A 24,827-nucleotide genomic window follows, 5' to 3' on the forward strand; every position below is an offset into this window, starting at 1 on the left:
GGTCAACTCGGTCAACTCGGTCAACTCGGTCAACTCGGTCAACTCGGTCAACTCGGTCAACTCGGTCAACTCGGTCAACTCGGTCAACTCGGTCAACTCGGTCAACTCGGTCAACTCGGTCAACCGAGGGCCGTGCGTTCCCCTTCGAGGTCAAGCCCAGAAGGAGAAATTTTTCATATTTTCCAGACTTTAACGGAAGGCGCGGGAGCGGGGTGGGCCGAGAAGGACTGCGTTGAGCAACAACAGGTCCAGACCTTCCAAATAGGCCCGCGTCGTGGGCGACTGGGTAAAGGCGACCACCTGACCCGCCCCGTAAGACTGAGACAGGACGAAAGGCTTGAAGGCCAGCTGGTCAGCATACTCGTCCCAGAGATAGCCACCGGCCAGGAGTTCATCCCGTGCAGCAAAACGCAGAGCCGTATCCGCCTCGTCTATGGAGACCGGCGCATAGATGTCCGACCCCGTTACCAGGGCAAAGGCGCCGTCATCATAGCCGGCCGACATCCAGGCATCGGGATTGGCATCGACACGAACCAGCGCACCTGGCGAGGAATCCGGCAAGGCACCAGCCTCCGCCTCCAGGGAACGCAATTCCTCCCGATTGGTCACGACGCTGCCATCGACAACGCTTCCGCCCGATCCTCCACTTTCCCGAGGAGATTCGGCGGCGCGCTCGCGCTGGGCCGGGATCATGGACACGTCACTGTCGGCCAGCCAGCGGGTAGCCGAGCCCAACCCGATCACGACACCTCCACCCCGCGCGAACCGCTGGATCGCCGACGTGCCGGAACCACCCAGAGCCGAAGACAGATTGCCCCTGCCCTGCTCGGGCAAGATCAGCACATCGTAACCGCTCAGGTCCGCATAACCGATCGTTCCGGTACGGATCACGGCCACCGGAATGCCGTAGCGGCGTTCGAGAACATAGCGCGTCGGGCCGGCCGAAAGCGGGGAAACGCCGTCGTCCCAGAGCATTACGACGCGAGGTTCATGAAGAGTGCGGAAATTGTCGGAGCCCGGATTCGGCCCCTCATCCACCCAGCTCGTCTCCATGCCTTCGAAATGGGCCCCAATTTCAGCGGCGAGCCGCGTGATCAGACTGTCGAGATCCGCCGGTGCGGAATGGCGGGGCACAACGACGCTGCCGCGCGGGAAATCACGATCACCGATCCGAAACCCGATGTCGCTCGTGCGCATCGGCACGCCGTCCTGCGCCAAGGCTGCCACCAATTGCGCCTGTCCCGCGTCGGTCCAGGGAATCGCATATCCCCACTGGGCTCCACGCTCGCTGGTGACACGCGTGATCGGCATTTCAGCATTGACAGGCGCCGTGTTGAGCGAAGGCGCACGACGGCAATAGGTCGGCGTCACATTGTTCATGAGAGGCAGGGACCAAGCTGTAACATCGTACAATTCATGCCCCAGCCCTTCGCTGCGGCGACGTTCCTGCTCGGTCATGAACTCGGCCGGCAAATCGGTCGTTGCTTCCAGCAGGGTTCGCGCCAGCCGACCCGAAGCCTGGTCGAAACGGACCAGGAAGGCGCCGTCCTCGAAGCGGGCTCCACAGGCCGAACTCCCCGGCGCCACACGTCCGACTTCGATATCCTGGGCGGCGAGATTGCGGGCCATGCGCTCGGCGCTCCAGCGATTGGAGGCGATATCCAGCAGGACGGCCTGAGGGGCGTCATCGCTCAGCGCGGCCGAACGGCGGAAAGCGACGAAGTCGCGCAGGAAACGTTCACGGTTTTCTGCTACGACTTGGACTGTCGAAAGACTGGCGACAAAGTGATGGTCAACCCCGTCACCATAAGTCAGCAACGACCCGTCCCGCCGCCGCCATTCGAGGCCCCGCGCCGACGCCTGTTCATAGGTCATGGCGATGGCGCCCTGCAGGGTCGGCCACATATCGCCATATCCGGGATAAAAGGCGTCATAGACCTCGCGGGTGAAATAGTCGTAGCCCAGCCTGTCGAACCAGGCACCATGATTGCGTCCGATCAGCGCCTGTGCGTCGCGCTGGCTCCCCACGATGAGCGGATTGAAGGGCTCGGCTGACGGCGCAAAGAAATACGTCGAGTCGCCGCTCATCTCGTGCGCGTCGACTACGACGACCGGCCGCCATTCGAGAATGGCATCAACCCGCCCGCGGGTTTCCGGCTGGGTCCGGGCAAACCAATCGCGGTTCAAGTCAAAGAGATAATGATTATAGCGCCCGCCAGGCCAAGGCTGGTCGTGTTCGGCGGTATAACGATTGTCGCTTGGCTCCAGGCCGCGCGCGGCCCGGAAGGATTGCACGAAACGATTACGGCCGTCTGGATTCTGCGTCGGATCTACGACGACAATCGTGTTGTCGAAAATTGTCTCGACCATCGGGTCGCCCTGCGCAGCGAGCAGGTGATAGGCCGTGCGCAGGCCGGCATCGGTCGACGAAATCTCGTCGCCGTGCACCCCATAAGACAGCCAGACCACCGCCGGAAGACCGGCGATCAGACCATCTACAGCGTCCGCCGACAGGGCGGCCGGATCGGCCAGTTGCTGGAGGTCCGCCCGGATCGCGTCGAGCCGGTCGATCACGTCCGGCCGCGCTATCACGGCATAGACCAGGGGACGGCCTTCCCAACTGCGCGCGTATTCGACCACACGCATCCGGTCCGGTGCGGCCTCAGCCAGGGTATAGAGATAATCGACCGCGGTACCGGGAGGCGTAATCTCGTCGCCGAAAGCATAGCCGAATTCGGACATTGCGCTCGGAATGGCGGGATCATAATCCGCCTCGAAAGGAGACGTCTGGGCGACACCCGCACCCGGACCGGCCATGATTGCCAGCACGGCGGCAACTATCATTCGTATCATCGAAACCCCCGAATTCACTCGAACCCCACTAAATCAGGTTTCGGATATGGAGCCAAAGCCCGATCGTCGCAAAAATCAGGGCGTTACGACGGGGAAATCGGAATCGGGCTGTTCCAGCATGCCGAAGAAGCCGTAGAGGGCCCGTCGGTCTCCGTCCACGGAGAAGTCCTCGGAACCCAGCATGTCGAGCAGGCCCGCCTCCTGCCGCATCAACCGGGTCCAGAAATTCCGCGTCAGGCTCACAGTCGCGTCCGCATCGTCGGCCGCGTTGCCGCGCCGGTGGTGCATAACGCCGTTCGAGATCACGATCACGTGCGTCTCCCCAACATCGGTGAAGACGAAATTGAACACCCGGTCGGCGCGAGCCGCCCGCAATCCGTCCAGTCTAGTCGCCAGCGCCGCAAAGAACATGTCGAGCGGAATGGCATCGAGTATCTCCGCTCCGGCACCGACCGTATCCGAGGCAGCGATTCCGTGTCGCAATTCATGGGCACCCGTCAGATATACGTCTCGCCAGGGTGCGGACTCCGCTCCATAGCCCAGCTGCTCGTATGACCGGGCCAGCACGTCACGGGCACCGCCATGGTCCGGTTCGGCGAACACAGCGTGCTGGGCCAACTCGGCTGCCCATCGATAGTCCCCGGTCGCGAAGGCGGCCTCAGCCTGTTCCACAGTCGCCTCGATGCCACCGATGGCCCCGACATACCGCTGCGCAGCTTGGATGCGCGGTAGCGGGTCGAGATGAGCGGGAACCCCGTCATACCAGCCAAAATACCTCTGATAGACGGCGCGCGCATTGTGTTTCAGTGTTCCGTAGTAGCCGCGCACCGCGAAAACCTCGCCCAAGGTATCCGGCAGTGCGATCTCTTCGGCGATTTCGTCCGGTCCGAGCCCTTGCGCCGCCAAGCGTAGCGTCTGGTCATGAATGTATTTGTAGACATCGCGTTGAGCGACCAGGAAGGCTTCGGCCTCGGCGCGCCCCCAGACCGGCCAGTGATGGCTGTTGAAGATGACGTTGGTACGTCCGGCGAACATTCGCCGGGCGTCCTCGATCGCGGCTGACCATGCCAGCGCATCGCGCACCTGCGCACCACGCAGGGTGTAGAGATTGTGCATGGTGCGGGAGACGAGTTCGGCCCCGCACCATGCCTCGAAGTCAGGGAAAAAGACCGTCAGTTCCGCGGGAGCCTCGGTTTCCGGCGCATACTGGAACTCCATACGCACACCATCGATTTCCAGGATCTGGCCCGACCGGTCGATCAGGATATCGGGCTCGGCGATTGTATGGGTTCCCAGGGCCGGATGCTTGCCCAGGCCCGAGTCCACATGCCCGCGCGCTGTACGCGGCAAAGGCCCGCCATACATGAATCGCGCACGCCGGCCCATCACGACTCCGGCCATCACGTTTTCGCTGACCGCAGCATTGAGAAATCCTGCTGGGGCGATCACCGGCGCCGCGCCCTCCCCCGTCGCCTCCTCGATCGCAGCTACACCGCCGAAATGGTCGATATGGCTGTGGGTAAAAATTACGGCGGAAACCGGCCGGGGGCCCAATTCGCGCTCGACCAGATCGAGCGCCGCCCGAGCCGTCTCGACGGACGTCAACGGGTCGATCACGATCCGGCCGTTTTCACCTTCAACAATGGACATATTGGCCAGGTCGTAGCCCCGCACCTGGTAGATGCCCGGCACCACTTCGAACAAGCCGTGAACCGCATTGAGCCGGGCCTGCCGCCACAAGCTGGGATTGACGCTGTCGGGCGGCGCACTGTCGAGAAAGGCGAAAGCGGCTGTGTTCCACACCGTTTGCCCGTCCTGTGTCCGTATGTCGACAAGATCGTCCCGAGCCAGAAGGCCTCGCTGTGCCAAATCCTCGTCGTCCGGCTCCAGGCCTTCCAGCCATTCAGCCACGGCGCCGTTCATCTCGGCGGTCGTTCGTTGAGCCGGCCAGGCCCCGTGTGGATCGGCACCGGCTTCACCGGACGCGGACGGACCGGGAACGGGCGAGCACGCTACCAACACAGACAGCATCGCGCCTGCGGCCACTCCCGAAAAACGCAGCCAAGCCATCGCCTTCCCCCGAGATCATTGATCCTGCGCACTAGCGCGTGCGCCCGGAATTGACGATGATGCCCGGCGCAACGACAAGATGCTAGGCCGTGACTTGGTGTTCCCGGCGACTGTTGATAATTATCGGATCGACGCAACTGGTTGTACGAGGGAACGCTCATGGAGCCGGATGAGGCGTGGAACATGGCCCTGGATGCGCTGGACATTATGGAGCCCGAAGCGCGGGATGCATTGATGTCCACCGCTGAAATCCGGCATGTCGATGCGAACACCACGATCATCTCTCAGGACGATGAGGATGATCACGTCTATGTACTGCTCGAGGGTTCGGCGCGCGTGGTTCTCCTCTCCGAGGGCGGTCAGGAAATCTGGCTCGACTGGTTCGGCGCCGGTGCGATCTTCGGCGAGTTGGCGGCCTTGACCGGAAAGCGCCGCACCTCGGAGATCGTCACGGAAACCGATTGCCGCGTAGCAGTCATCACCGGACCCCAATTCTTTGACCTGATGCGCAATCACGGCGCGTTCGGGCTGGCGCTCGCAAAGATTCTCGCCGCCCGCATTCATCACACAACGCAGCGCATGTTCGAACTCTCAGCGCTCTCGGCACCGGGCCGCATATACGCCGAACTGCTACGCATGTCCGAACCCTCCGCAACGCACTCGACCAGCCGGACGATCCGGATTGCACCGTCGATGACGGAGTTGGCGAGACGGGTGAACACTACTCGCGAAACCACGTCGCGAACGGTCAACGACCTTGAACGGCGAGGCCTGCTCAAGCGCAGCGATCGTTCGTTCGAGCTGGTCGATCCCGACTTGCTAAACCGGATGCTCGGATCGGGTTGATACGGCATCGGCGCGCGCCGTGAGCGATCCCGGCGCAACGGCTCGCAAGGTATAGAGGGGCATCGCCGGCAGCAGCGGATCAATCTCCGTGAGGCCGACATATTCGCACCGAAATTCCGGCTTTTTGGACATCGCCAAGCGCGCCGCGAAGATCTCGCTGACAAAGATCGACCCCGGCACGGTCACCCGCTCGATCCGGGAGGCGATTGCGACCTGACCGCCAAACGGGACCCGGCGCTGCTGTACCGGGTCCACGCCCTCATGTACGGGACCGCAATGCCCGGCAATTCGCAGTCCGAGCGACGGAGGCAGACCGGCCGCTTCCAAGTCGATCCCGGAAAATTCACGCCGCAAGGTCACTGCGGCCCGTGCCGCCTGATCGACATCATCAAACGCGAAGAACAGTCCGTCGCCCCAGCTGTCGGCATAAAGCGGCGGGCTTTCCAGCTGATCGCATGTGCCGGCCAACCGGCCGAGCACTTCGCGCACGAAGCAGGGAATCCGGTCGTCTGGCACCGCGGACGATCCGCGGACATCGAGAAACAGCATGGCCCGCATCGCGGGCTCGAACTCGCTCCGTGCGACCGGCTGCGGCTGTTGCGAGCAAGTGACAGTGCCGTCGGGGCGATCGAAAGGGATCACACATTGCGGAGAACCCGTCTGGCGCCACATCTCGGCATCGCGTGCTGTCCCAAAGCGTGCAGCACCGGTTGTCCGGCCGTCATAGGCGAGCAACTGAACAGGACGGGTCGCAAGAACGTCGGCACGGATCTTCGCCAGGCCCATGGCAACCGCACTGGCATGATTGAGATTGAGCTCCGAGACAATCTGCCTGTCGGTAGTAACCTCGACAATATCGGTCGCCCGTTCGAGGCAAGCCTCGTAACGGCGAACCCAAGCCGCACCGAACGGCCGGACGGAGGTCTCCATGAAAACGGCAACCGGCACAGGCAGGACAACCGTCAGCGGACACCCCGCCCCCAACGCGACCTCCGCGATTACAATATCAGCACCGGCCGCCATCGCGCCGTAGACCGATCCGATGTTTTCCCGCTGCAGCACGTCGGCAACGGCCTTTCTCAGCTCGGTTTCGCGGCGCCTCGACACAGCGCCCTTGCCGGTTCCGGTACGGAAGATGTGACCGGCAAAATGGGCGGGACGCGGCGGTTCAAGGCTTGCCAGCCAGGAGTCCGATACCCCCAGCGCCGCAGCCACAATGCGCAATTGCCGCAGGGTCGTGGCATGCGCGATGAAATTCTCTCGATCAGAAGCGATTGCGGCGCGCAGGGCCAGATTTGCGGCGCCTGGCTCGCCCAGGAGAAGATAGGCCTCCGCCTCGGTCGCCCTTCGATAGTAGGCAGCTTCCGGATCGCCGGCCCTTGCCTGCCGGCTGGCCGCAAGGGCCTGGCGCGCCAGGTCGGTTGCGCGTGCCATATCCCCGGACAGACAGTACATGGTCGCGGCATTGATACCTGGATAGTGGCCGCCTGTCTGGTCGAATACATGCGCATATTTTTCTGCCGATTCCCGTGCCTTCGCTGCGAATCCGGCCACCTCTGCTTCAAAGGCAATCGCTTTCAGCAAGCGCGCGCCCAGCGCCAGACAGTCCTCGTTGTGCCGAGCCTCGGACAGGCGGAAACGCCGGTAGTCCGCTTCCGCCCGTTCAAGCGCGCCGGATCGGATCAAACAAAGCACGGCCCGGTCCTGGAGCCAGAGATCGTGTGGATCTTCCTGCAATGCCTCCAGACACAGATCGTAGGATCGAGCCAGATCGCCTCGCTTGAAACGTTTCGCAATACGGTCACGCTGTCCCATACGCACTCCACCAACCACTGCACGGACAACGTATCAGGGATTATCAGGGCGGAGTGAGTTCGATTTTGGGGTCGATAATGACCCGTGTCGCCTGGTTGCCCGCATCCTGGGACGCCTGAATGAACAACGCGAATTCATAGCTGCCGGCAGTTTCACACCGTGTGTCGATCTTGAAACTGTACGGCGCACAGCTGGCACCGTTGAGTATAAGCCAGTCCAGGCCGCAGAATTCTCCTTCGGGGAAAACGGATTTGAACTTGATGCGGGCGGGCTCGAATCCCCAACCGGGAACGTGGACATGAAAGATGAGGCGGGCCGGTGCCGTCACCTCTTCGTCGAAAGGACAGGTGCTCACCGTGCTGCACGGCGTCCAAAGACCGCTAAGTGCGGCCATGACCGCCGTTCGCAGCGTGGACGTGTCCGCATTGGGATATTGAGAGACCACGTCAGCGAACGTGACGAAGATGGATGAGATGTCGGAATCGTCGAACGTCTCGCGATCAGCATCGCTTCCGTGAACCACGACAAATCCGTCGGTGGCTTTCGCCACAAGAGCGAGCTGCGTTCGGGTCGGCGCAAATCCGCATTCTGCTTCCAGTTCCGGCTGGATCACTGTCCCGTCGAAGATGTCCTTGTCTATGCTGGGCATAGCTATCCCCTCTTTTGCCCCCAATAAACCGCCTCAAGCACGAGGCCCTGCGCATACACACTACTCGGCGCTCAAACGCTCGCTTTCCAGCATCGCCAACGCCTGGCGGTATTGAGCCCGGGCGTCGGCAGGCACCCGGTGCATGACCGGTTCCAGCCGGTTCACCATGGTTTCCCGGACGCGCGCCGCCTCCGGGCCTTCGCCCTGCCGCTCCAGCAGCTCCGCGAAGGTATTGGTCGCAGCGGCGTAGAGATAAATCCCCTTGGTGAGGCGTCCGGACCAGTCCTCGACCTGGCTCAGCGACACCAAGAGATGCTCTAGGGACAACCGGGCCGAGTCATTGTCGCCCATCGCCATGAATATCCGCGCCTCGACCAGCGCTGCATGAAGCCGCGTATCTTCAAATCGCAACCCTTCGACAGCCGCCCAGGCCGAATGGGCCATGAAGGCAGTCGCGTCCAGATATGCCTGTCGCGCACCATCGACATTGCCGCTGAGCAGATTGGCCTCAGCCAGCCAGATCCGCTGGCGAATGCCCAGGAGCCGCCATTCCAGATTTGCAGGATCGTGCTCGATCAGGGCATCGGCCTCGTGCGAGGCCGCCGTCAGTATGTCCAACGCTGCCGCGATACCCTCGGGCCGGCTTTGCGAACCAGCGGCCATATAAAGCCGCGCCAGGCTATACTCCGCCGACATGGCGCTCCGCCGAACACTCCAGTTGTCCGAATCGGCCAGTTCAGCCTCGTAGACACGAATCTGGTCACGAACGAAACGCATCGCGACTTCACGCCCGTCCAGGGGCTCGGATACGTGCGCCATCCAGGCATAGGCGTCTGCGACATCGATCCAGGCCTGCTCGGATGCGCCCGACTGTTCCGCTATCCGAACAAACAGGTCCAGGGCCTGACGGAACTCGTCGCGCGCCACCTCGAACCGTCCCTGACCGACATAGAGCGTGCCGAGATTTGAGTGGGCATACGCCGCCTCGGCCTGCCATTCCAGATTATCCGGATCGTTCCCGAGCAATTGCTCGGACAGGTCGCGATACTCGACGAACCTGGCTTCGGCTGTTTCCAGGTCGGAGCGCCGCCAGGCGAAGTAACCGGCCCAATAGGCGCTTTGGGAGTGTTCGTAGATCCGCGCCGGAGAAGTCGGCTCCACGGCCAGGATGCGGCTGGTGGCCTCATATGCCGTTACGAAGTGACGATAGGCATTGTCCAGATCACCTTCGGCGCTGTCGATCTCGCCGAGGAGGTGGAATGCCCTGGCCCGGCGCCCCAGATCGTCCGGCGACATCTGGCGCGGATTCTGATCGTCATAGTATTCGATGACCTTCTCTCCGACAGCGTCAAGAACATCCAGTCGGCCAACGGGTTCCAGTTTCAAACGCAGATCGCTGAGCATGAATTCGATCAAATCCTCTGCCTCGGCCTTGCGCCGTTCAGCTTCGGATTGGGCCGAAATCGCAAACAGCGTCAGGGTGGCCATGATAAGCGACAGGGCAATCGAACTGCCTGTGATCGCCGTCACACGCCTTTGCCGGCGTTGCAAGTCCCGCTGGATAAGCTGATCGAGCCCCAGATCCAGAAGACCGGCGACCAGTTTGAGCAGCGCCATGCGGCGTCCGTCGCCACGCGGGCGGAAATCGGCCGCGACAGGTTCCGGTACACCGTCTCCGGACGTCCGCAGGTTGGGCGGGAAACATTCCAGGTCGGACGCCATGCCGGCCGCCTCCGCGCCCGGTTCGCCGGCGACGACCGCGGCAAGGATATCGCCATCGGGGTTGATCTCGCGAAAGACACGGATCTCCTCGTTCACCCAGCGCGACCTTGCCGCGGCCGGAGAACACAGAACGATCAGGGTCTGCGAGTTCCCCAGCGCCTCACGCACCGAAGCCGACAGATCGCCGGATGCCGGAAGGTCCTCGCGATCCCGGAAAATCGGGGACAGGCGCCGGGGGACTTCGCCCTTTCCGGTTACCTGGCCGACCAGACGGGACGGCACGCGATAAGTCTCGAGCGCCCGGTGCAGCCGGCGCGCCCTTCCCTGATCGTCATGGCTGTAACTGATGAAAGCCCGATAGCGGCCGCTCGCGGTCATGATCACCCCGGTTTCCCCAAACGGGCCAATCATCGGGCCAATGCCGGGGCCATGCAACCTTACACAGCGACGCCAAGAGACCGCCGACGCCGGCTATCAACAGATTTGCGCTGGGTCGTCACCTGTCATGCTACCTGCGAGGCCAATCTGGAGAGCATGGGTCGCGGCAGTGGAGGGAGGGCAAGGTCGGGGAGGGTTGAAACGCAAGGCGAAGTTGGGGCTTCGCATTGGGCAAGGTATTGCGCCTGACCACATCCCCGACGCAGTATGCCCTCCCCAGGGGAGGTGTTTGGGACCGCTCGCAGTGAGCAGCTTTGGTTTTCTAACAGGTCAAGACCGTCAGCGCTGTGATAGGGATCACACCCGCTGTAATTGCGCGCCTTGTCGTTGATCGATACGCTTCAAGGCCACGGCCCGCGCCCCGGCGTGTCAACGCTGGATCATGCGGGAACCGACGGCAGCGCCGTTTCGGAAACGCCGGCCAGGCCCGGGATGGTCAAACCGCCCTCCTCCGCAGGGCCAGCCAGCTGGCGGAAACCGGTAAACAACTCGCGACCCATACCGATCTGGGCGATAGGTGGAGCTTGCGTCAAAGGCCGGTCGCCGAAATCATCCACTTCGACCGTGAGCCTTCCCGAGGCCGCATCCAGCACAATCCGGTCACCATCGCGCACTTGGGCGATCGGTCCGCCCAGTGCCGCTTCCGGGCTGACATGGATTGCCGCCGGCACCTTGCCTGACGCTCCCGACATACGTCCGTCAGTGACCAGGGCCACCCTGAATCCCCGGTCCTGGAGCGAACCCAGTGCCGGGGTCAGTTTGTGCAGTTCCGGCATGCCGTTTGCCCGCGGTCCCTGGAAGCGCAACACTGCCACAAAGTCCCGCTCCAATTCTCCGGTCTTGAAGCGGTCGAGAAAATCTTCCTGACTTTCGAACACGAGGGCCCGCGCTTCGACAGTCCGGTGCTCGGGCTTGACGGCCGACACCTTGATCACCGAACGGCCAAGATTGCCGTCGAGCACTTTAAGGCCGCCATCCCGGGCAAAGGGTTCGGAGACCGGACGAACGATGTCGAGATTGGCGCTTTCGGCGACAGCATGCCGCCACATCACGCCGTCTTCGCCTTCGAAGGGCTCGGCTGCGTACCGGCGCAGCCCCTGCCCCATCACCGTCTGGACATCCTCGTGCAGCAGGCCCGCGTCGAGAAGCTCTCGAATAACGAATCCGAGCCCGCCGGCGGCGTGGAAATGGTTCACATCAGCGGGACCGTTGGGATAAACGCGGCACAGCAGCGGCGTCGCCGAAGCGAGTTCGTCGAAATCGTCCCAGTCGATGTAGATTCCGGCCGCCCGGGCAATAGCCACAATGTGAATGGTGTGATTGGTCGAACCGCCCGTGGCATGAAGCCCCACGATCGCATTCACGATCGAGCGTTCATCGACGATATCGGCCAGCGGAATATAGTTTTCACCCCCGGCCGTGATCTCCGCTGCGCGCCGGGCAGCGGCCCGGGTCAGCGCGTCGCGTAGCGGATCGTCCGGATTGAAGAAAGCGGCGCCCGGCAGGTGCAGGCCCATGATTTCCATGAGCATCTGATTGGAGTTCGCCGTCCCGTAGAAGGTGCAGGTTCCCGGTGAATGGTAGGATTTGCTTTCCGCGTCCAGCAGTGCGTCGCGTCCCACCTTGCCCTCGGCGTACAGCTGGCGGACCTTTGCCTTTTCCGGGTTCGGCAGGCCCGACCGCATCGGCCCTGCCGGTACAAAAATCACGGGCAGATGCCCGAAGCGCAACGCCCCGATCAAGAGCCCGGGCACAATCTTGTCACACACCCCCAGGCAAAGGGCCGCGTCGAACATGTTGTGCGACAGGGCGATCGCCGTACCCATGGCGATGGCATCCCGGCTGAACAGGGAAAGCTCCATACCGGGTTGCCCCTGGGTGACACCGTCGCACATGGCCGGCACACCGCCGGCAACCTGGCCCACCGCTCCGACATCGTTGAGAGCCTGTTTGATGATGGCTGGAAAGCGCTCGAAAGGCTGATGCGCCGAAAGCATGTCATTGTAGGCTGTCACAATCCCGATATTGACCGAGTTGCCATCCTTCAGTGCGCGTTTGTCTGCCCCCGGACACGCGGCAAAGCCGTGAGCCAGGTTTCCGCAAGACAGGACGGAACGGTTCCGCCCGTCTTCGCGCGCGCCGCGCATCTGCGCGATGTAGGCAGAGCGGCTTCGGGCACTGCGCTCGCGGATCCGTTCGGTTACGGCGGCAATTGTGGGGTTGAGGCTTTGAGCCATGGTTCGCCTTCCGTTGCGTTCAGGGTCAGTCCGTCCAGTGAATTTCCAGTGGCATGGCGGCATCTCGCAGGATGGCCCGGACCGGTAGATCGGCCTCGGGTCCCTCGGTCAGTGCCCGCTCCAACGTGTCGCGCTTGGCCGCTCCGGCAATCATCAAGATGATGCGCTTGGCTTGAGCAATGGCACCCAGGGTGAGTGTCATGCGCTGGACATGGGGGCCCGTAACATCTGTCTGGGCAGCCTGCACGGCGGCAACCCTGGCGCCGTTCCGGCTGAGCGCCCGGTCCAGTCCCTGGGCGCGGGGGAACCACGACGCCGTGTGTCCATCAGGTCCCATGCCCAACACGACCACGTCGGGCACATCCAACCCTGCAAGGCGTGCCTCCACCTCCTCCACCGCATCAAGGGGCGATGCTTCGGGGGTTTTGAGACCGAAGAAGCCGGCGGCGGCCGCCGGTCCCGCCAGCAGGGTCTCGCGGACGAAGGTTTCATTCGAGCCCGCCTCGCCCGGATCGACCCAGCGCTCATCGACCAGAACGACGCTGACGCGCGACCAGTCTAGATCAGAACCCGACAACTCCCGATACAGGCCTGCGGGCGTGGAGCCGCCGGAAACGGCCAAAACGGCCCTGCCCCGCTGCGCGATGGCACGGGCGAGATCGTCGCGGATGGTCGCGCACAGGCGGCTCGCCATCGCGTCCGCATCGGCATGTACCGTCATCGGCATGGCGGTATCAGTAAGAGATGGCATCGAACCACTCCCGGTCTTCGCGGGCCAACATCAGGGCGGAGGGCGTAGGTCCGTCCGTGCCGGCTTGATAGCCATAGAGCTTTGCCTGACTCTCGTCCCAGGCATGAATGATCCCGTCGACCCAGCGCCAGGCGGCCTCGACCTCGTCACGACGCATGAACAGCGAGAGATTGCCGCGCACCACAGCCATCAGCAGCCGTTCGTAGGCATCGGGGTAGTTCGCCTCGAAATGCTCCGCGTAGGACAGGTTCAGCGGTACATAACGCAAGCGGAGACCGCCGGGGCCCGGGTCCTTGGTCATCAGCATCAGCTTGACGCCCTCGTCGGGCTGCAGCCGGATTACCAGGCGATTGGGATGTAACGCGCCCTTTGCGGCGCCGACGATATCGTGCGGAATCTGCTTGAATTGGACGATGATCTCCGAACGCCGTGACGCCATGCGCTTGCCCGTGCGCATGTAGAACGGCACCCCTGCCCAACGCCAATTGTCGACCTGGGCCCGGATAGCAACGAAGGTCTCCGTCTCCGTATCCGTACCGACCTCTTCGGCATAGCCGGGCACGGTTTCACCGCCAATCGCCCCGGCCTGATACTGGCCGCGCACGACATCATTTGCGACGCTGGCAGGTGTAACCGGACGCAGTGCCTTGAGCACTTTCAGCTTTTCGGTGCGCACCGAATCCGCTTCGAGCGATTCCGGCGGCTCCATGGCAACCAGGCAGGCGAGTTGAAGCAGATGGTTCTGAACCATGTCGCGCAGGGCGCCGGAACGATCATAATAGCTCGCCCGCTTGCCCGCCCCCAGGGTCTCTGCAACCGTTATCTGGACATGGTCGATGCCATTGGCATTCCACATCGGCTCGAACAGATAGTTGGCAAAGCGCAGGATCAACAGATTCTGTACGGTTTCCTTTCCGAGATAGTGGTCGATCCGGAAGATGTTGTTCTCATTGAACACTTCTCCGACCTTGTCGTTGATCGCACGGGCCGTGTGATAGTTCGATCCGATCGGCTTTTCCAATACGATGCGGGCGTTGGGCGTATTCAGCCCTTGCCGCGCCAGACCGGCACACACCGATCCGTAGATCGACGGTGGTAGCGCCAGATAGTAGAGCCGGATCTTGTCATCGTCCGGATCGAGAGCATCCTTGAGCCTCGCCCAGCCTTCGCCCTCGCCGCTGGCATCGAGATCGACATAGTTCAGCCGTTCGGAAAACGCGGCCCAAGCCTTGCGCCGCGCATCGGTCACGTTGCCATTGTCGAATATGTGGGTGGACGCCAGCTCGCGAAACGCTTCTTGCGCCATCGGTTCGCGCGAAGCGGCCACGATCCGGGAATCGTCGGTGATCTGACCGTCGCACCAGCGGTGGAACAGGGCCGGGATGAGTTTGCGGAGCGCGAGATCACCGGTGGCGCCAAACACAACAATATCAAACGGTTCAACGGGTACGAGTTCGGCCATACCTACGATCCAATCGAAAGCTTCAAAACGCTCATGCCCTATATATAGCGATAATGTTACCCCTAACATACCCCTTTCCGGCAATCAGGGAAGCCAAGAAACAGCACGCAGCGGCGTGCGGGCACAAAACAGGGGAGGACATCGTTCATCGGCTCTTATAGAAACAGGGGAAACTCGAGGTCGACCGGCGTGAGATCCATACTCCTTCCTGCATTGGCCTTGCTCGTATGCGATCCAGCCTTCGCCCAACCGTTGGCGGCCATTGAAGGCGTAGACGACGCCGAGCTTCGCGCCGCCCTGGAAACAGCGATTGGCGAGCGATCGGCGCAAGCCAATGGTACATCCAGTTCACTGCGCCAGGCACGCACCGCCGCTGGCCGGGCGCGCCGGCTCCTGCGCGCACGCGGCTACTACGGCGCCAGCGTCACGCCAGGCCTGAGGGCCGGGCGCCATCCTGTCGTCCGGATCGAACCGGGCCCCCAATTCCACATCGCGTCCATCGCAACCGAGGCCGGCGAGGATACACGGGCACGTGAGGTCGCCGGCGCGGCCCTTGCGATGTCTGCGGACCAGCCCCTCCAGGCCCGGGCCGTGATTGCTGCCGAGGCTCGCGGCCTCCTTGCGCTGCACGGTACCGGTTGGCCGGACGCGACGATCGGAGAGCGCGAGGTCATCGTCGACCATGCAACACATTCGGGCAATATCACATTCCGCTTCAATCCCGGCCCCTGGTCCACCTATGGCGAAATCGTTGGGGACACAGCGCCCTGGCGGCCGCAATTTATCGCCCGGATGTCGCCATTCACAACTGGCGCCCCGGCCGATCGCGAGGAAATGCTTGCCTTCCAGCGGCGGCTCGATGCCTTGGAGAGCGTCCGGTCGGCCCGGATATCGCTTGGTCCGGTCGGCGAAGACGGGAACCGGCCCGTCGATGTGGCACTGACCGCGGCTCCGCGGCACTCCATCGAGACAGGCCTGAGCTATTCCACCAGCGACGGCGGCGGGGGCAATGCCCGCTGGACCCGGCGAAATCTGTTCGGCGGTGATGAGACGCTGACCCTGACCGGTAATCTGGCAACGCTGAACCAGTCCCTGCGCGCAGAGATCTCACGGCCGCACTGGCGGCGTTTCGAGCAGACCCTGTTCGTTCACAGTGAACTCAAGCATGAAGATACCGACGCCTACGAACAGGATCAGGCAGAGATCGGCGCAGAAATCACGCGGCAGGATGGCCGTCGCCACTATGGCGCGGGCGTCCGGCTGGATTGGTCCAGCGTTATCGATTCCCTGGGCCAGAGAGACGTGGTTACGGCCGCACTAGACCTGGTCGCCGGCTACGATTCCCGCAACGACCCTCTTGACCCTGATCGAGGCATGCGCGGAACGGTCCAGCTGACGCCGGCCACGACACTGGGCGATTGCAATTGCCAATATGTGCGTCTTGAACTGCGGGGCAGCGGATACCGGCGTCTCGGCGAAAACCTGGTGGCCGCGACCCGACTCCGCCTCGGCTCGGTGCTTGGAACATCCGCGTCTTCCATGCCGGCCGACCAGCGCTTCTATGCTGGCGGCGGAGGATCAGCCCGCGGGTTCGACTATCAATTGCTGAGCCCGCCTGCGCTGGACGGCACCCCCTTCGGTGGAACGTCGGTTGTCGAGACAAGCGTCGAACTGCGTTGGCGCGTCAATGAACGCTGGGGCGCGGTCGGCTTCCTGGATTCAGCGACGGCGGGCGAAGACAGCCAACCGGACATTTCCAACATGCGAAGCGCTGTCGGCATGGGCGTGCGCTATTATTTCGACTTCGCGCCTGTTCGCATCGACATTGCCACGCCGCTGGACCGGCGCGATGGCGAGGATCCGGTGCAAATCTATTTCAGCCTCGGTCAGGCATTCTGATTCATGAGCCGCCGGCAACGCATAGTCCTGATCCTTCGCTGGAGCGGTATCGTGCTGGGCACCGGACTGGTCCTGCTGGCGGGCCTCCGCATCGCCGCCGGCAGTGCCCCGGGACGCTGGGCACTCGATGCCGCCCTCGACGGGCGTTCGATCACCGGTCACACTTTGGCAATTGACGGAATTCGCGGCGATCCCCTGTCGCGCTTCCGGATCGATCGGATCACGTTTGCCGACAACGACGGCATCTGGCTCACCGCAGAAGACATTACGGTCGACTGGCGCAGCCGCAGCGCGGTCTTCCCGCCCTATCATGTGGAACGGATCACGGTCGCACATGTGACGATGCACCGGCCGCCGGCTTCGCCGGCGCGGGCCGTCAATTCCGGCGGTACGCCGGAGCTGCCGCCGCTGTTCCTGGGCGAAATGAACATAGCCGAGCTCGCACTGGCCGATGGCGTACTCGGCCAGCCCGCCCGGCTTCGTGTCGAAGCCGCTGCGAATGTCCTTGCCGACGGCCGCGCATCCGGGCGGTTTGACCTGGTCCGGCTGGACACGCCCGGGGACCGCCTGTCGGCTGAATTTTCCCTGACGGGCGAAACCGTGACGGGACAGCTGCAGGCCAACGGCCAGCCGGACGGGCCGTTGGCCAACTTCTTGCGCCTGCCGGACCGGGAGATTCACGCGTATGGGCAGGTGGCCGGCGACCGTCAATCGGGAACAGGTCATATTGTACTTGCGGCCAACGGTGAAACGGTTGCTCGCGTACGGGCTCAATGGACACCTGCTGGCTGGCTGGCAGAGGGGTTGGCCGGGCTGGATCGCTGGGACCTGTTGCCTGAGGCGTACCGGAACCTGGCCACGCAGGCTGACTTCCGCGCCGAAGGTCCCCGCGATCCCGCTCCACAACTCGGCCGCATCCGCGTTCATGCCGCCGGCGGATGGATCGAAGCCGAGCCGGCTGGCGATACTGCCTGGGCGATCGATGCCTATGCGGAGGCCGACACAATAGTCGCGCTGTCTCGTGGTGAGGTAGCCGCGACCGGCGCCTACTGGTCGGGACAGGCCGCAAGAAGCGACGGCACGTGGCAGCTGGACGGACAAGTCGACGCCTCGGGCCTGGCAACCGGTCTCCTAACCGCACGGCGAGCGTCCGGACCGGTATCGCTTTCCCGGTCGAACGGTGTAGTCCGTATCGAGACAAGTCTCGTTCTTGAGAACGCGCAGACCAGGCGAGTGCCCATCGACGCCCTGCTTGCCGAGCGGACGGGGCTCGCCTTTGACGGCAGTTGGCTGGGGCGCGAGCGAATACTACAGGTCGACCGGCTGGCTATCGATAGCGGCCACGCTCACCTCGATGCGACAGGCCGGTATCCGTTCGGGGATCCCGGACCCGAAATCACCGCCGAAATCGCCATTACCGATGTGAGCCGCCTGACAGGCCTTGCCTCCGGACCAGTCCGGGGCTCAGTCGCCATCGCTGCGCAAGACGTTGCGGACGTCACGCTGGACGCCCGCGATGCACACTGGAACACCACGGCTTCCGATCTATTGTCGGGTCTGTCTGGACAGGCCCGACTTGCACGCACGCAATCCGGATGGCGCCTTGCAGACGTTTCGGCCCGTTCGAACGGGCTGGACCTGTCGGCCAGCGGCCAGCTGGATGGCGATGACTGGAGCCTTGAGGGCGATCTCGCTGTGTCGGGGCGGATACCGGTGGAGATGCTGGAGATCGACAGCGCCCTTGCCACTGCCTTTCGCGCTGAATCCAGCGGGAACCGGATCGTCCTGCGGACCGCCACGACGAGCGATACGTTCGCCGCCGGGCCTCTGCAAGTGTCGAATCCGCGTCTCGCCGTCGAGACAGTCTGGGCGGACGGTGCGCTGGCTGCGGACTGGCTACTCGAAGCATCGCGAAACGCCAAGCCTGTGCACCTGAGCGGCACCGCGGCCTGGACGCCCGGCAGCTGGAACATCGATCTGGATGACGGCCGGCTCAGCCCGTTCGCCCTGTCGGGATCGGCCGCCAGCAATGACGGCAGGCTGGATGCCGCACTGGATGTCGCGCTCGGCGACCGGGCTGAAGTGACATTGCGGCTCTCGGCACCAGCGGGCGCGCCACTCGACGGGACGCTCGAAGCCCGGTTTCATTTGACAGGCCATGCCTTCCCCGGCGGGCACCTGAACGACGCCCAGCTCATCCTGGCCGGCCCATTGCGCGAACTTGAAGTCGCGTTGTCTGCCGATGGCCGGCTGCGCAGTCCCTTCGACGTCACCGCACAGGGCCGGCTTGCACTGCCCGAGGCTGGCGGCCTCGACCTCACCCTCAGGCCCGCAGGCCGTTGGAGCATTCACGATGTCGTCACACCGGAACCGGCCCGCCTGACCGTCGCAAACGGCCAGGCCCGCCTGGACACAGCTATCGTTCTGGGTGAGGGCCGAGTCGATCTGATCTATGACGATACTGGCGCCGCCCCGACAATCGACTTGGTAATCGATACGCTGCCGGTAAGTGCGATCGGCGATATCGCCGCCCTGCCACCAGCGGCCGGCACACTCTCAGGTAACGCCACCCTGCGCCGCGGCGACGAAAGCTGGCAGGGCAATGCCACCCTGTCCGCAAACGATCTCGTTTCGCTGAGCGTCGACGACATGGCACCGCTGACCCTGGACACCGATCTGGCCCTGACCCCGCAAGAGGCCCGGCTCGAAACCCGGCTTTCCGGTGGAGGCCTGACAGCGTCGGGATGGCTTACGCGCGATGGCGCGACACGCACACTCACAGGTTTGGCCGGAGCAGACGGCTCTGCCATCTCGGGGCGCCTTGATGCATCGGGCGCGCTGGCCCCGATTGCGGCGCTGGTCCTGCCGTCAGAAACCGTGCTCCACGCCGGGGAGGTCGACGCCGAAGTGGATCTCGGCGGGGTGCGGGGATCGCCGGTGCTGGCCGGCCAGGTGCGGGTTGGAGACGGGCATCTGACCGCCGCTGCGATCGGCAGCACAATCCGGCAGATCGACCTGACAGCCCGGTTCGATGACAATGGGATCGACCTGACGAGTTTCTCGGCGACCGACGGGCGCGATGGCCGCGTTTCCGGCTCCGGCCAGCTACGCCTGCCCACCGAAGGCGCGCGGGGTGAGGCCCGTTTCGAGTTCGAGCGCTTCCTCGCCGTGCATCGGCCCGACCTGACTGCGCAGGGAACGGGCCATGTCGACCTGACACTGGACGGGCGCGGCCTACTGGTCGCCGGTCAGGCCCGGATCGATCAGGTGCGAGCCTCACCTACGCTCAACGGCGCAGCCTCGATCCCGGAGATCGACGTGCGCGAAATCAACCTGCCGAAGAACCGGACCGCCTATTCGCGCACAATCCTGCCCGTTCGGCTGGACTATGGGATCGAGGCAGAGCGGAATATTTATGTCACTTCCCGCAGTTTCTCGTCGGAGTGGGGCGCCGACCTGCGTGTCACGGGACCGACCGGCAAGCCCAATCTCGCCGGCACGGCAAATCTGGCCGGCGGCACCGCCTTTGTCCTGAATCGCCGCTTCAGTCTGGATGACGGCGAAGTCCGCTTTGACGGCACACCCGCCGATGCGCGCATCGACCTTACAGCGTCGCACGCACGCACAGGCTTCTCGGCAACTGCCAATATCGCCGGACCGGTCCGCTCGCCTACGGTTACGCTGTCGAGTGAACCTGCCCTGCCGGAGGACGAAATTCTTTCACGCCTTCTGTTCGACGAATCGGTCAGCGAACTCGGCGCGTTCGAAGCCGCTCAACTGGCGGCACAATTGTCAGGGCAAAGCCTGCTCGGCGTGGTCGGCCAGTTGCGTGACCTGGCCGGGATCGACCGGCTGGACGTATCGACCGACGCCGCCGGGAATCTGGCCGTTACCGGAGGCCGGCGTTTCGGCGAGAGCGTTTATGTCGAGGTCGGCAGTACCGGCGTCTCGGCATTGAGTCAGGCCCTGGTCGAATGGCAGTTGACCCCGGACCTATCTGTGCTTTCGCGCCTCTCGGCCGATACCGACGCGGAGATCGCCATACGCTGGCGGCGGGACTACTAGATTCAGCAGGATTTAGCCTGCCCGGCCCGGCGCTTGCCAGCCAACAAGACGCAGAGTACGCAAGGGGTTGTACCGATCGCCCACTGGAGACCCTGCACCCGCATGAAGTCCTTCCTGCTCAAGATCGTGAAGCCGACGGGCGCCTGGGCGCGCTGGCTCGTCTTTCTGACCCTGCTGGGCACGGTCGTGGCCGGGCTGAGCGGACAGTTCGAAATTGTACAACGGTATCTCGGCACCGAAGCCCTGACCTTCCAGATGGGCAATATCCGGATCAGCGCCTACACGGCCCTGCGCGCCCTTCTGGTGCTGGCTCTGGTATTCTGGACCACCGCGATCATCGTCGACGTCGTCGACAAGCGCATCGCCGGTCTGAGCCGGATGAGGCCGACGACGCGCATCCTGGTCACCAAGTTTTTCCAGATTGGCATATATTTCCTGGCCGGGCTGATCGCTCTGGACATGATCGGACTGGACCTGACAACACTCGCCGTATTCGGCGGCGCGCTGGGCATAGGGATCGGTGTCGGCCTGCAGAAGATCGCCTCGAATTTCATCTCCGGCCTGATCCTGTTACTGGAGCGCTCGGTCGAGCAGGACGATCTCATCGAACTGCCAGACGGCACAACCGGTTTCGTGCGCCGCTCCTCGGCCCGCTACACGCTGATCGAAACTTTCGATGGCAAGGAAATCCTGATTCCAAACGAGGATTTCATCACCAACCGGGTCACCAATTGGACTCTGTCCACCACGAAAGCGCGGATCCAGGTCAATATCGGTGTGTCGTACAAGTCTGATCTCGAAAAGGCCCAGGCCCTCATCCTGGAAGCTGCGCGCGAGCATCCACGCTGTATCGAGGAGCCGGAACCCCTGTGCTTCCTTCTCAATTTTGGCGAGAGCTCGGTCGACTTCACGCTCCTGTTCTGGGTCGGCAATGTAGTGGACGGACGTTGGGCGCCGCAGAGCGACGTGATGTTCGCGATCTGGCGGAAATTCCGCGAGCACGGCATCGAAATCCCCTTCCCGCAGCGCGATCTCCATATCAAGTCGGGCGAGGCTCGCAATGCCTGAGAAAACGGGCATTCTCTACGCGGCGGCGATTGTGGGCGACGGCCGGGGCAAGCCCCTTTCCGACACGGATATCGCCGCGCATATCAAGCATGAGGACCTCGCCTGGATACATCTTGACGGCCGTCATCCCGGCGCGCGCGACTGGATTTCCAGCGAGCTCGACTATCTGGACCCGCTGATCGTCGACGCCTTGCTCGCCGAGGAGACACGACCGCGCATAGTGGAGCTCGATCAAGGCGCACTGATGATCCTGCGCGGGGTCAATCTGAACGAGGATGCCCAGCCGGAAGACATGGTCTCCATACGGCTCTGGATCGATGCCCATCGCATCGTGTCTGTGCAGCTGCGGCAGCTCAAGGGTGTGCGCGACGTCCAGGACCGGTTGGCCGCCGGCACGGGACCGAAACATTCGGGCGATTTCATTGCCATGCTCTCGGCCCGTCTGTTCGAACGCATGGAACCGGTAATGACGGGCCTGCACACCGCGCTCGACGATATCGAGGAAGAAGTGATGGAAACGCCGTCGATCGAAAACCGGCAAGCCATCAACACGTTGCGCCGGCAGGCTATCATCTTCCGGCGCTATTTCGCGCCCCAGCGCGATGTGATCGCACAATTGCGCACGATGGATTTCGTCTGGCTGGACCCGCCGGCCAAGCGCCGCCTGCAAGAGAATCTCGACCGTATCACCCGCTATCTCGAAGACCTGGACGCGATTCGAGAGCGGGCGCAGATCGTCAAGGACGAACTGGCCAATTCACTGGCCGACCGGATGAATAAGAACCTCTATATCCTGTCGCTCATCGCCGCGATCTTCCTGCCGCTCGGCTTTCTGACCGGCCTTCTGGGCATCAATGTCGGAGGCATACCCGGCGCCAACCTGGCCAGCGCCTTCTGGCTCTTTGTCGGCGTCCTCACCGGAATCGGCGTGATGCAGGTCCTCGTTTTCCGCTGGATGAAATGGCTCTAGTCATTTCCCCGCCTATGTGTAGGCGATATGGTAGAGCCACTGCAGGTGGCGTTCGAAATTGCGCAGCAACTCACGGATCACCTGAACCTTCGAGAAGCCGTAGACACAGTAGTGCTGACTGCCGTCCGTAAGGATGACTTCGGCGCGGGCAAATTCCTCCTCGGTCTTTTCCTTGTCGTCCTCGATTTCGAGATCGGGGGTCGAGAAATAGGGAGCGTCGTAGAGGCGGCGCTCCACGCGGAAGATGAATTCCGGCTTGTCCTCGTCGTGCACGCGCATCGAGGCCTTGCCCTTGGCATGGTCCAGCTCGACCTCGTAACCGTAGGTCTTGAGTTCTTCGGCGACCTCGTTCAGGGCCGGAATGACGGTTTTCTCGATATACGCGTCAACCTCGCGGCCCGTGGGCCGTGAGAACATCATGCGCAGCCGGGCACGCCAGGGAATGGCAGCGCCTTCGACCGGCAGCTGGGCTGCCGTCTTTACCCCGGCACGGCGCGCCGTCTCGATCGACCACGCCCGCATCAGGCCCGCGAATGCGAGCATGATGATCAGGGTGAATGGCAGGGCCGCCGCTATCGTTGCCGACTGCAGCGCCGCCAGGCCGCCCACAACGAGCAGGACGGCCGCCACCACGCCTTCCAGCAGCGCCCAGAAGAGGCGCTGGGACACAGGCGGCGTCAGCGAACCACCTGAAGCCAGGGTCGACTTCACAAGCGAGCCGGAATCCGACGACGTCACGAAGAAGGTCGCCACCAGGACAATGGCGGCTACCGATGTAATCGAGGTTAGCGGCAAGTGTTCCAGGAAGGCGAACAGCGCCAGCTCGCTGGTACCGTTGCGGATGGTGTCCAGCATGGGTTCGGCGACGCCCGCCAGCGCCAGGCGCAGTGCACTGTCGCCATAGACCGTCATCCAGAAGAAGGTGAACAGGGTCGGCCCCAACAGCACACCGAAGATGAATTCGCGTATCGTGCGGCCACGCGAGATGCGGGCAATGAACATGCCGACGAAGGGCGACCAGGAAATCCACCATCCCCAGTAAAACAAGGTCCAGTCGGATACCCAGACCCCGTCGCCATAGGCGTCCATGTTGAAGGTCAGTGTAGCGAGCTGATCGAGATAATTGCCGATATTCTGCACAAAAGCGCTGATCAGGAAGAGGGTCGGTCCGGTCAGCAGAACGAAAATGATCAGGGCAATGGCGAGATAGAGATTCCACTCCGACAGGCGTTTGATGCCCGCGTCAAGCCCTGCGACCACGGACAGCGTCGCCATGGCCGTGATCACCGCGATCAGGATCAGCTGGACGTTCGTCTCTATGGGAATGTCGAACAGCGTGTTCAGGCCCGCATTGATCTGGGTGACGCCAAAGCCCAGCGAAGTGGCCACGCCGAACAATGTACCCAGCACTGCAACCGTATCCACGAAGTGGCCGACGGGCCCGTAGATCCGGTCGCCGATCAGCGGGTAGAGCGCCGAGCGGATCGTCAGCGGCAGGCCGTGACGATAGGTGAAATAGGCCAGGCTGAGCCCCACGACGACATAAATGCCCCAGGCATGAACGCCCCAGTGGAAGAAGGTCAGGACAATCGCCTGACGCGCCGCTTCCAGCGTCTCCGGATCGCCGTCAGGCGGGGTAAGATAGTGGGTCAGCGGTTCAGCGACCCCGAAGAACATCAGGCCGATACCCATGCCGGCCGAGAACAGCATGGCAAACCAGGGCGCAAAACCGTATTCCGGCTCGGCATCATCGGGGCCCAGCTTGATCCGGCCCCAATCGGAAAATGCGACAACAATCAGCGCGATGAGAAAGAAGCCGACGCCCACGGAATAGAGCCAGCCGGTCGTATCCGTGATAGCCATGCGCGCAGCCGTGAAGACATCTTCCGCCTGATCGCTGGCGAACACAGCGTAGGCAACCCCGACCGCCACCAGAATGGCAGCAGGGAAGAAGACGGCGGGTTCGATCTTTCTCATGGGAT

The 24,827-nt window shown here is 63.1% G+C and carries 14 protein-coding genes; 5 read left to right on the top strand and 9 right to left on the bottom strand.

The annotated features are described in order from the left end of the window. Positions 1–189: 189 nt before the first annotated feature. Both Q1U94_RS02920 and Q1U94_RS02925 read right to left on the bottom strand, forming a co-directional pair. Entirely contained in the window at positions 190–2,853 is a 2,664-nt protein-coding gene (locus Q1U94_RS02920; protein ID WP_300541764.1) for a M14 family metallopeptidase, read from the bottom strand. Positions 2,854–2,928: 75 nt separating this feature from the next. Further along, positions 2,929–4,776 carry an alkyl sulfatase dimerization domain-containing protein gene (locus Q1U94_RS02925; RefSeq protein WP_300541766.1) on the bottom strand — a complete coding sequence of 616 codons (1,848 nt, stop codon included), beginning with the start codon at positions 4,774–4,776 and terminating at the stop codon, positions 2,929–2,931. A 306-nt stretch (positions 4,777–5,082) separates the two neighbouring features. Here Q1U94_RS02925 and Q1U94_RS02930 point away from each other — a divergent pair, with 306 nt between their 5' ends. Beyond that, positions 5,083–5,769 (top strand): Crp/Fnr family transcriptional regulator, encoded by a 687-nt coding sequence (locus Q1U94_RS02930; RefSeq protein ID WP_300541768.1) that lies wholly within the window; start codon positions 5,083–5,085, stop codon positions 5,767–5,769. On the opposite strand, the gene Q1U94_RS02935 is transcribed toward Q1U94_RS02930, so the two are convergent. From Q1U94_RS02935 to zwf, 6 genes are all read right to left on the bottom strand, one after another. After that, positions 5,743–7,584 carry an adenylate/guanylate cyclase domain-containing protein gene (locus tag Q1U94_RS02935; RefSeq protein WP_300541770.1) on the bottom strand — a complete coding sequence of 614 codons (1,842 nt, stop codon included), beginning with the start codon at positions 7,582–7,584 and terminating at the stop codon, positions 5,743–5,745. The genes Q1U94_RS02930 and Q1U94_RS02935 overlap by 27 nt on opposite strands. A gap of 43 nt (positions 7,585–7,627) precedes the next feature. Then, positions 7,628–8,197 carry a hypothetical protein gene (locus Q1U94_RS02940; RefSeq protein ID WP_300541772.1) on the bottom strand — a complete coding sequence of 190 codons (570 nt, stop codon included), beginning with the start codon at positions 8,195–8,197 and terminating at the stop codon, positions 7,628–7,630. Between the two features lie 96 nt (positions 8,198–8,293). Then, positions 8,294–10,333, bottom strand: coding sequence for a TIR domain-containing protein (locus Q1U94_RS02945; protein WP_300541774.1), 2,040 nt, complete (start codon positions 10,331–10,333; stop codon positions 8,294–8,296). Positions 10,334–10,773: 440 nt separating this feature from the next. Continuing rightward, a complete protein-coding gene (edd, locus tag Q1U94_RS02950; RefSeq protein WP_300541776.1) occupies positions 10,774–12,630 on the bottom strand; it encodes a phosphogluconate dehydratase in 1,857 nt (618 codons plus the stop codon). A 25-nt stretch (positions 12,631–12,655) separates the two neighbouring features. Further along, complete coding sequence (gene pgl / locus Q1U94_RS02955; RefSeq protein ID WP_300541778.1) at positions 12,656–13,381, bottom strand: 6-phosphogluconolactonase; 726 nt, start codon at positions 13,379–13,381, stop codon at positions 12,656–12,658. Then, the gene (zwf, locus tag Q1U94_RS02960) at positions 13,365–14,843 is read right to left on the bottom strand and encodes a glucose-6-phosphate dehydrogenase (RefSeq protein WP_300541780.1); all 1,479 of its coding nucleotides are present in this window, start codon (positions 14,841–14,843) and stop codon (positions 13,365–13,367) included. Before zwf ends, pgl begins: the two co-directional genes overlap by 17 nt. A 189-nt stretch (positions 14,844–15,032) precedes the next feature. Between zwf and Q1U94_RS02965 the strand changes: the two genes are divergently transcribed. The 4 genes from Q1U94_RS02965 to Q1U94_RS02980 all read left to right on the top strand — a co-directional run bounded on the left by Q1U94_RS02965 (position 15,033) and on the right by Q1U94_RS02980 (position 22,845). After that, complete coding sequence (locus tag Q1U94_RS02965) at positions 15,033–16,742, top strand: BamA/TamA family outer membrane protein (protein WP_300541782.1); 1,710 nt, start codon at positions 15,033–15,035, stop codon at positions 16,740–16,742. A gap of 3 nt (positions 16,743–16,745) precedes the next feature. Continuing rightward, on the top strand, positions 16,746–20,807 hold the full coding sequence (locus Q1U94_RS02970; RefSeq protein WP_300541784.1) for a translocation/assembly module TamB domain-containing protein: 4,062 nt from the start codon (positions 16,746–16,748) through the stop codon (positions 20,805–20,807). 102 nt (positions 20,808–20,909) lie between these two features. Next, positions 20,910–21,875, top strand: a complete 966-nt coding sequence (locus tag Q1U94_RS02975) for a mechanosensitive ion channel domain-containing protein (protein WP_300541786.1) — start codon at positions 20,910–20,912, stop codon at positions 21,873–21,875. Next, positions 21,868–22,845 (top strand): zinc transporter ZntB, encoded by a 978-nt coding sequence (locus Q1U94_RS02980; protein WP_300541788.1) that lies wholly within the window; start codon positions 21,868–21,870, stop codon positions 22,843–22,845. The genes Q1U94_RS02975 and Q1U94_RS02980 overlap by 8 nt, the downstream gene beginning before the upstream one ends. A gap of 12 nt (positions 22,846–22,857) precedes the next feature. On the opposite strand, the gene Q1U94_RS02985 is transcribed toward Q1U94_RS02980, so the two are convergent. Then, the gene (locus tag Q1U94_RS02985) at positions 22,858–24,822 is read right to left on the bottom strand and encodes a BCCT family transporter (RefSeq protein WP_300541790.1); all 1,965 of its coding nucleotides are present in this window, start codon (positions 24,820–24,822) and stop codon (positions 22,858–22,860) included. Positions 24,823–24,827 lie beyond the last annotated feature (5 nt).

Origin of the sequence: Maricaulis sp. (genome assembly GCF_030149515.1) — a bacterium.
In the GTDB taxonomy this organism is placed as follows: domain Bacteria; phylum Pseudomonadota; class Alphaproteobacteria; order Caulobacterales; family Maricaulaceae; genus Maricaulis.

Coding starts and splice junctions, on each gene's coding strand:
- Q1U94_RS02920 (WP_300541764.1), bottom strand. CDS start 2,853: ATGATACGAATGATAGTTGCCGCCGTGCTGGCAATCATGGCCGGTCCG.
- Q1U94_RS02925 (WP_300541766.1), bottom strand. CDS start 4,776: ATGAACGGCGCCGTGGCTGAATGGCTGGAAGGCCTGGAGCCGGACGAC.
- Q1U94_RS02930 (WP_300541768.1), top strand. CDS start 5,083: ATGGAGCCGGATGAGGCGTGGAACATGGCCCTGGATGCGCTGGACATT.
- Q1U94_RS02935 (WP_300541770.1), bottom strand. CDS start 7,584: ATGGGACAGCGTGACCGTATTGCGAAACGTTTCAAGCGAGGCGATCTG.
- Q1U94_RS02945 (WP_300541774.1), bottom strand. CDS start 10,333: ATGACCGCGAGCGGCCGCTATCGGGCTTTCATCAGTTACAGCCATGAC.
- edd (WP_300541776.1), bottom strand. CDS start 12,630: ATGGCTCAAAGCCTCAACCCCACAATTGCCGCCGTAACCGAACGGATC.
- pgl (WP_300541778.1), bottom strand. CDS start 13,381: ATGCCATCTCTTACTGATACCGCCATGCCGATGACGGTACATGCCGAT.
- zwf (WP_300541780.1), bottom strand. CDS start 14,843: ATGGCCGAACTCGTACCCGTTGAACCGTTTGATATTGTTGTGTTTGGC.
- Q1U94_RS02970 (WP_300541784.1), top strand. CDS start 16,746: ATGAGCCGCCGGCAACGCATAGTCCTGATCCTTCGCTGGAGCGGTATC.
- Q1U94_RS02975 (WP_300541786.1), top strand. CDS start 20,910: ATGAAGTCCTTCCTGCTCAAGATCGTGAAGCCGACGGGCGCCTGGGCG.
- Q1U94_RS02980 (WP_300541788.1), top strand. CDS start 21,868: ATGCCTGAGAAAACGGGCATTCTCTACGCGGCGGCGATTGTGGGCGAC.
- Q1U94_RS02985 (WP_300541790.1), bottom strand. CDS start 24,822: ATGAGAAAGATCGAACCCGCCGTCTTCTTCCCTGCTGCCATTCTGGTG.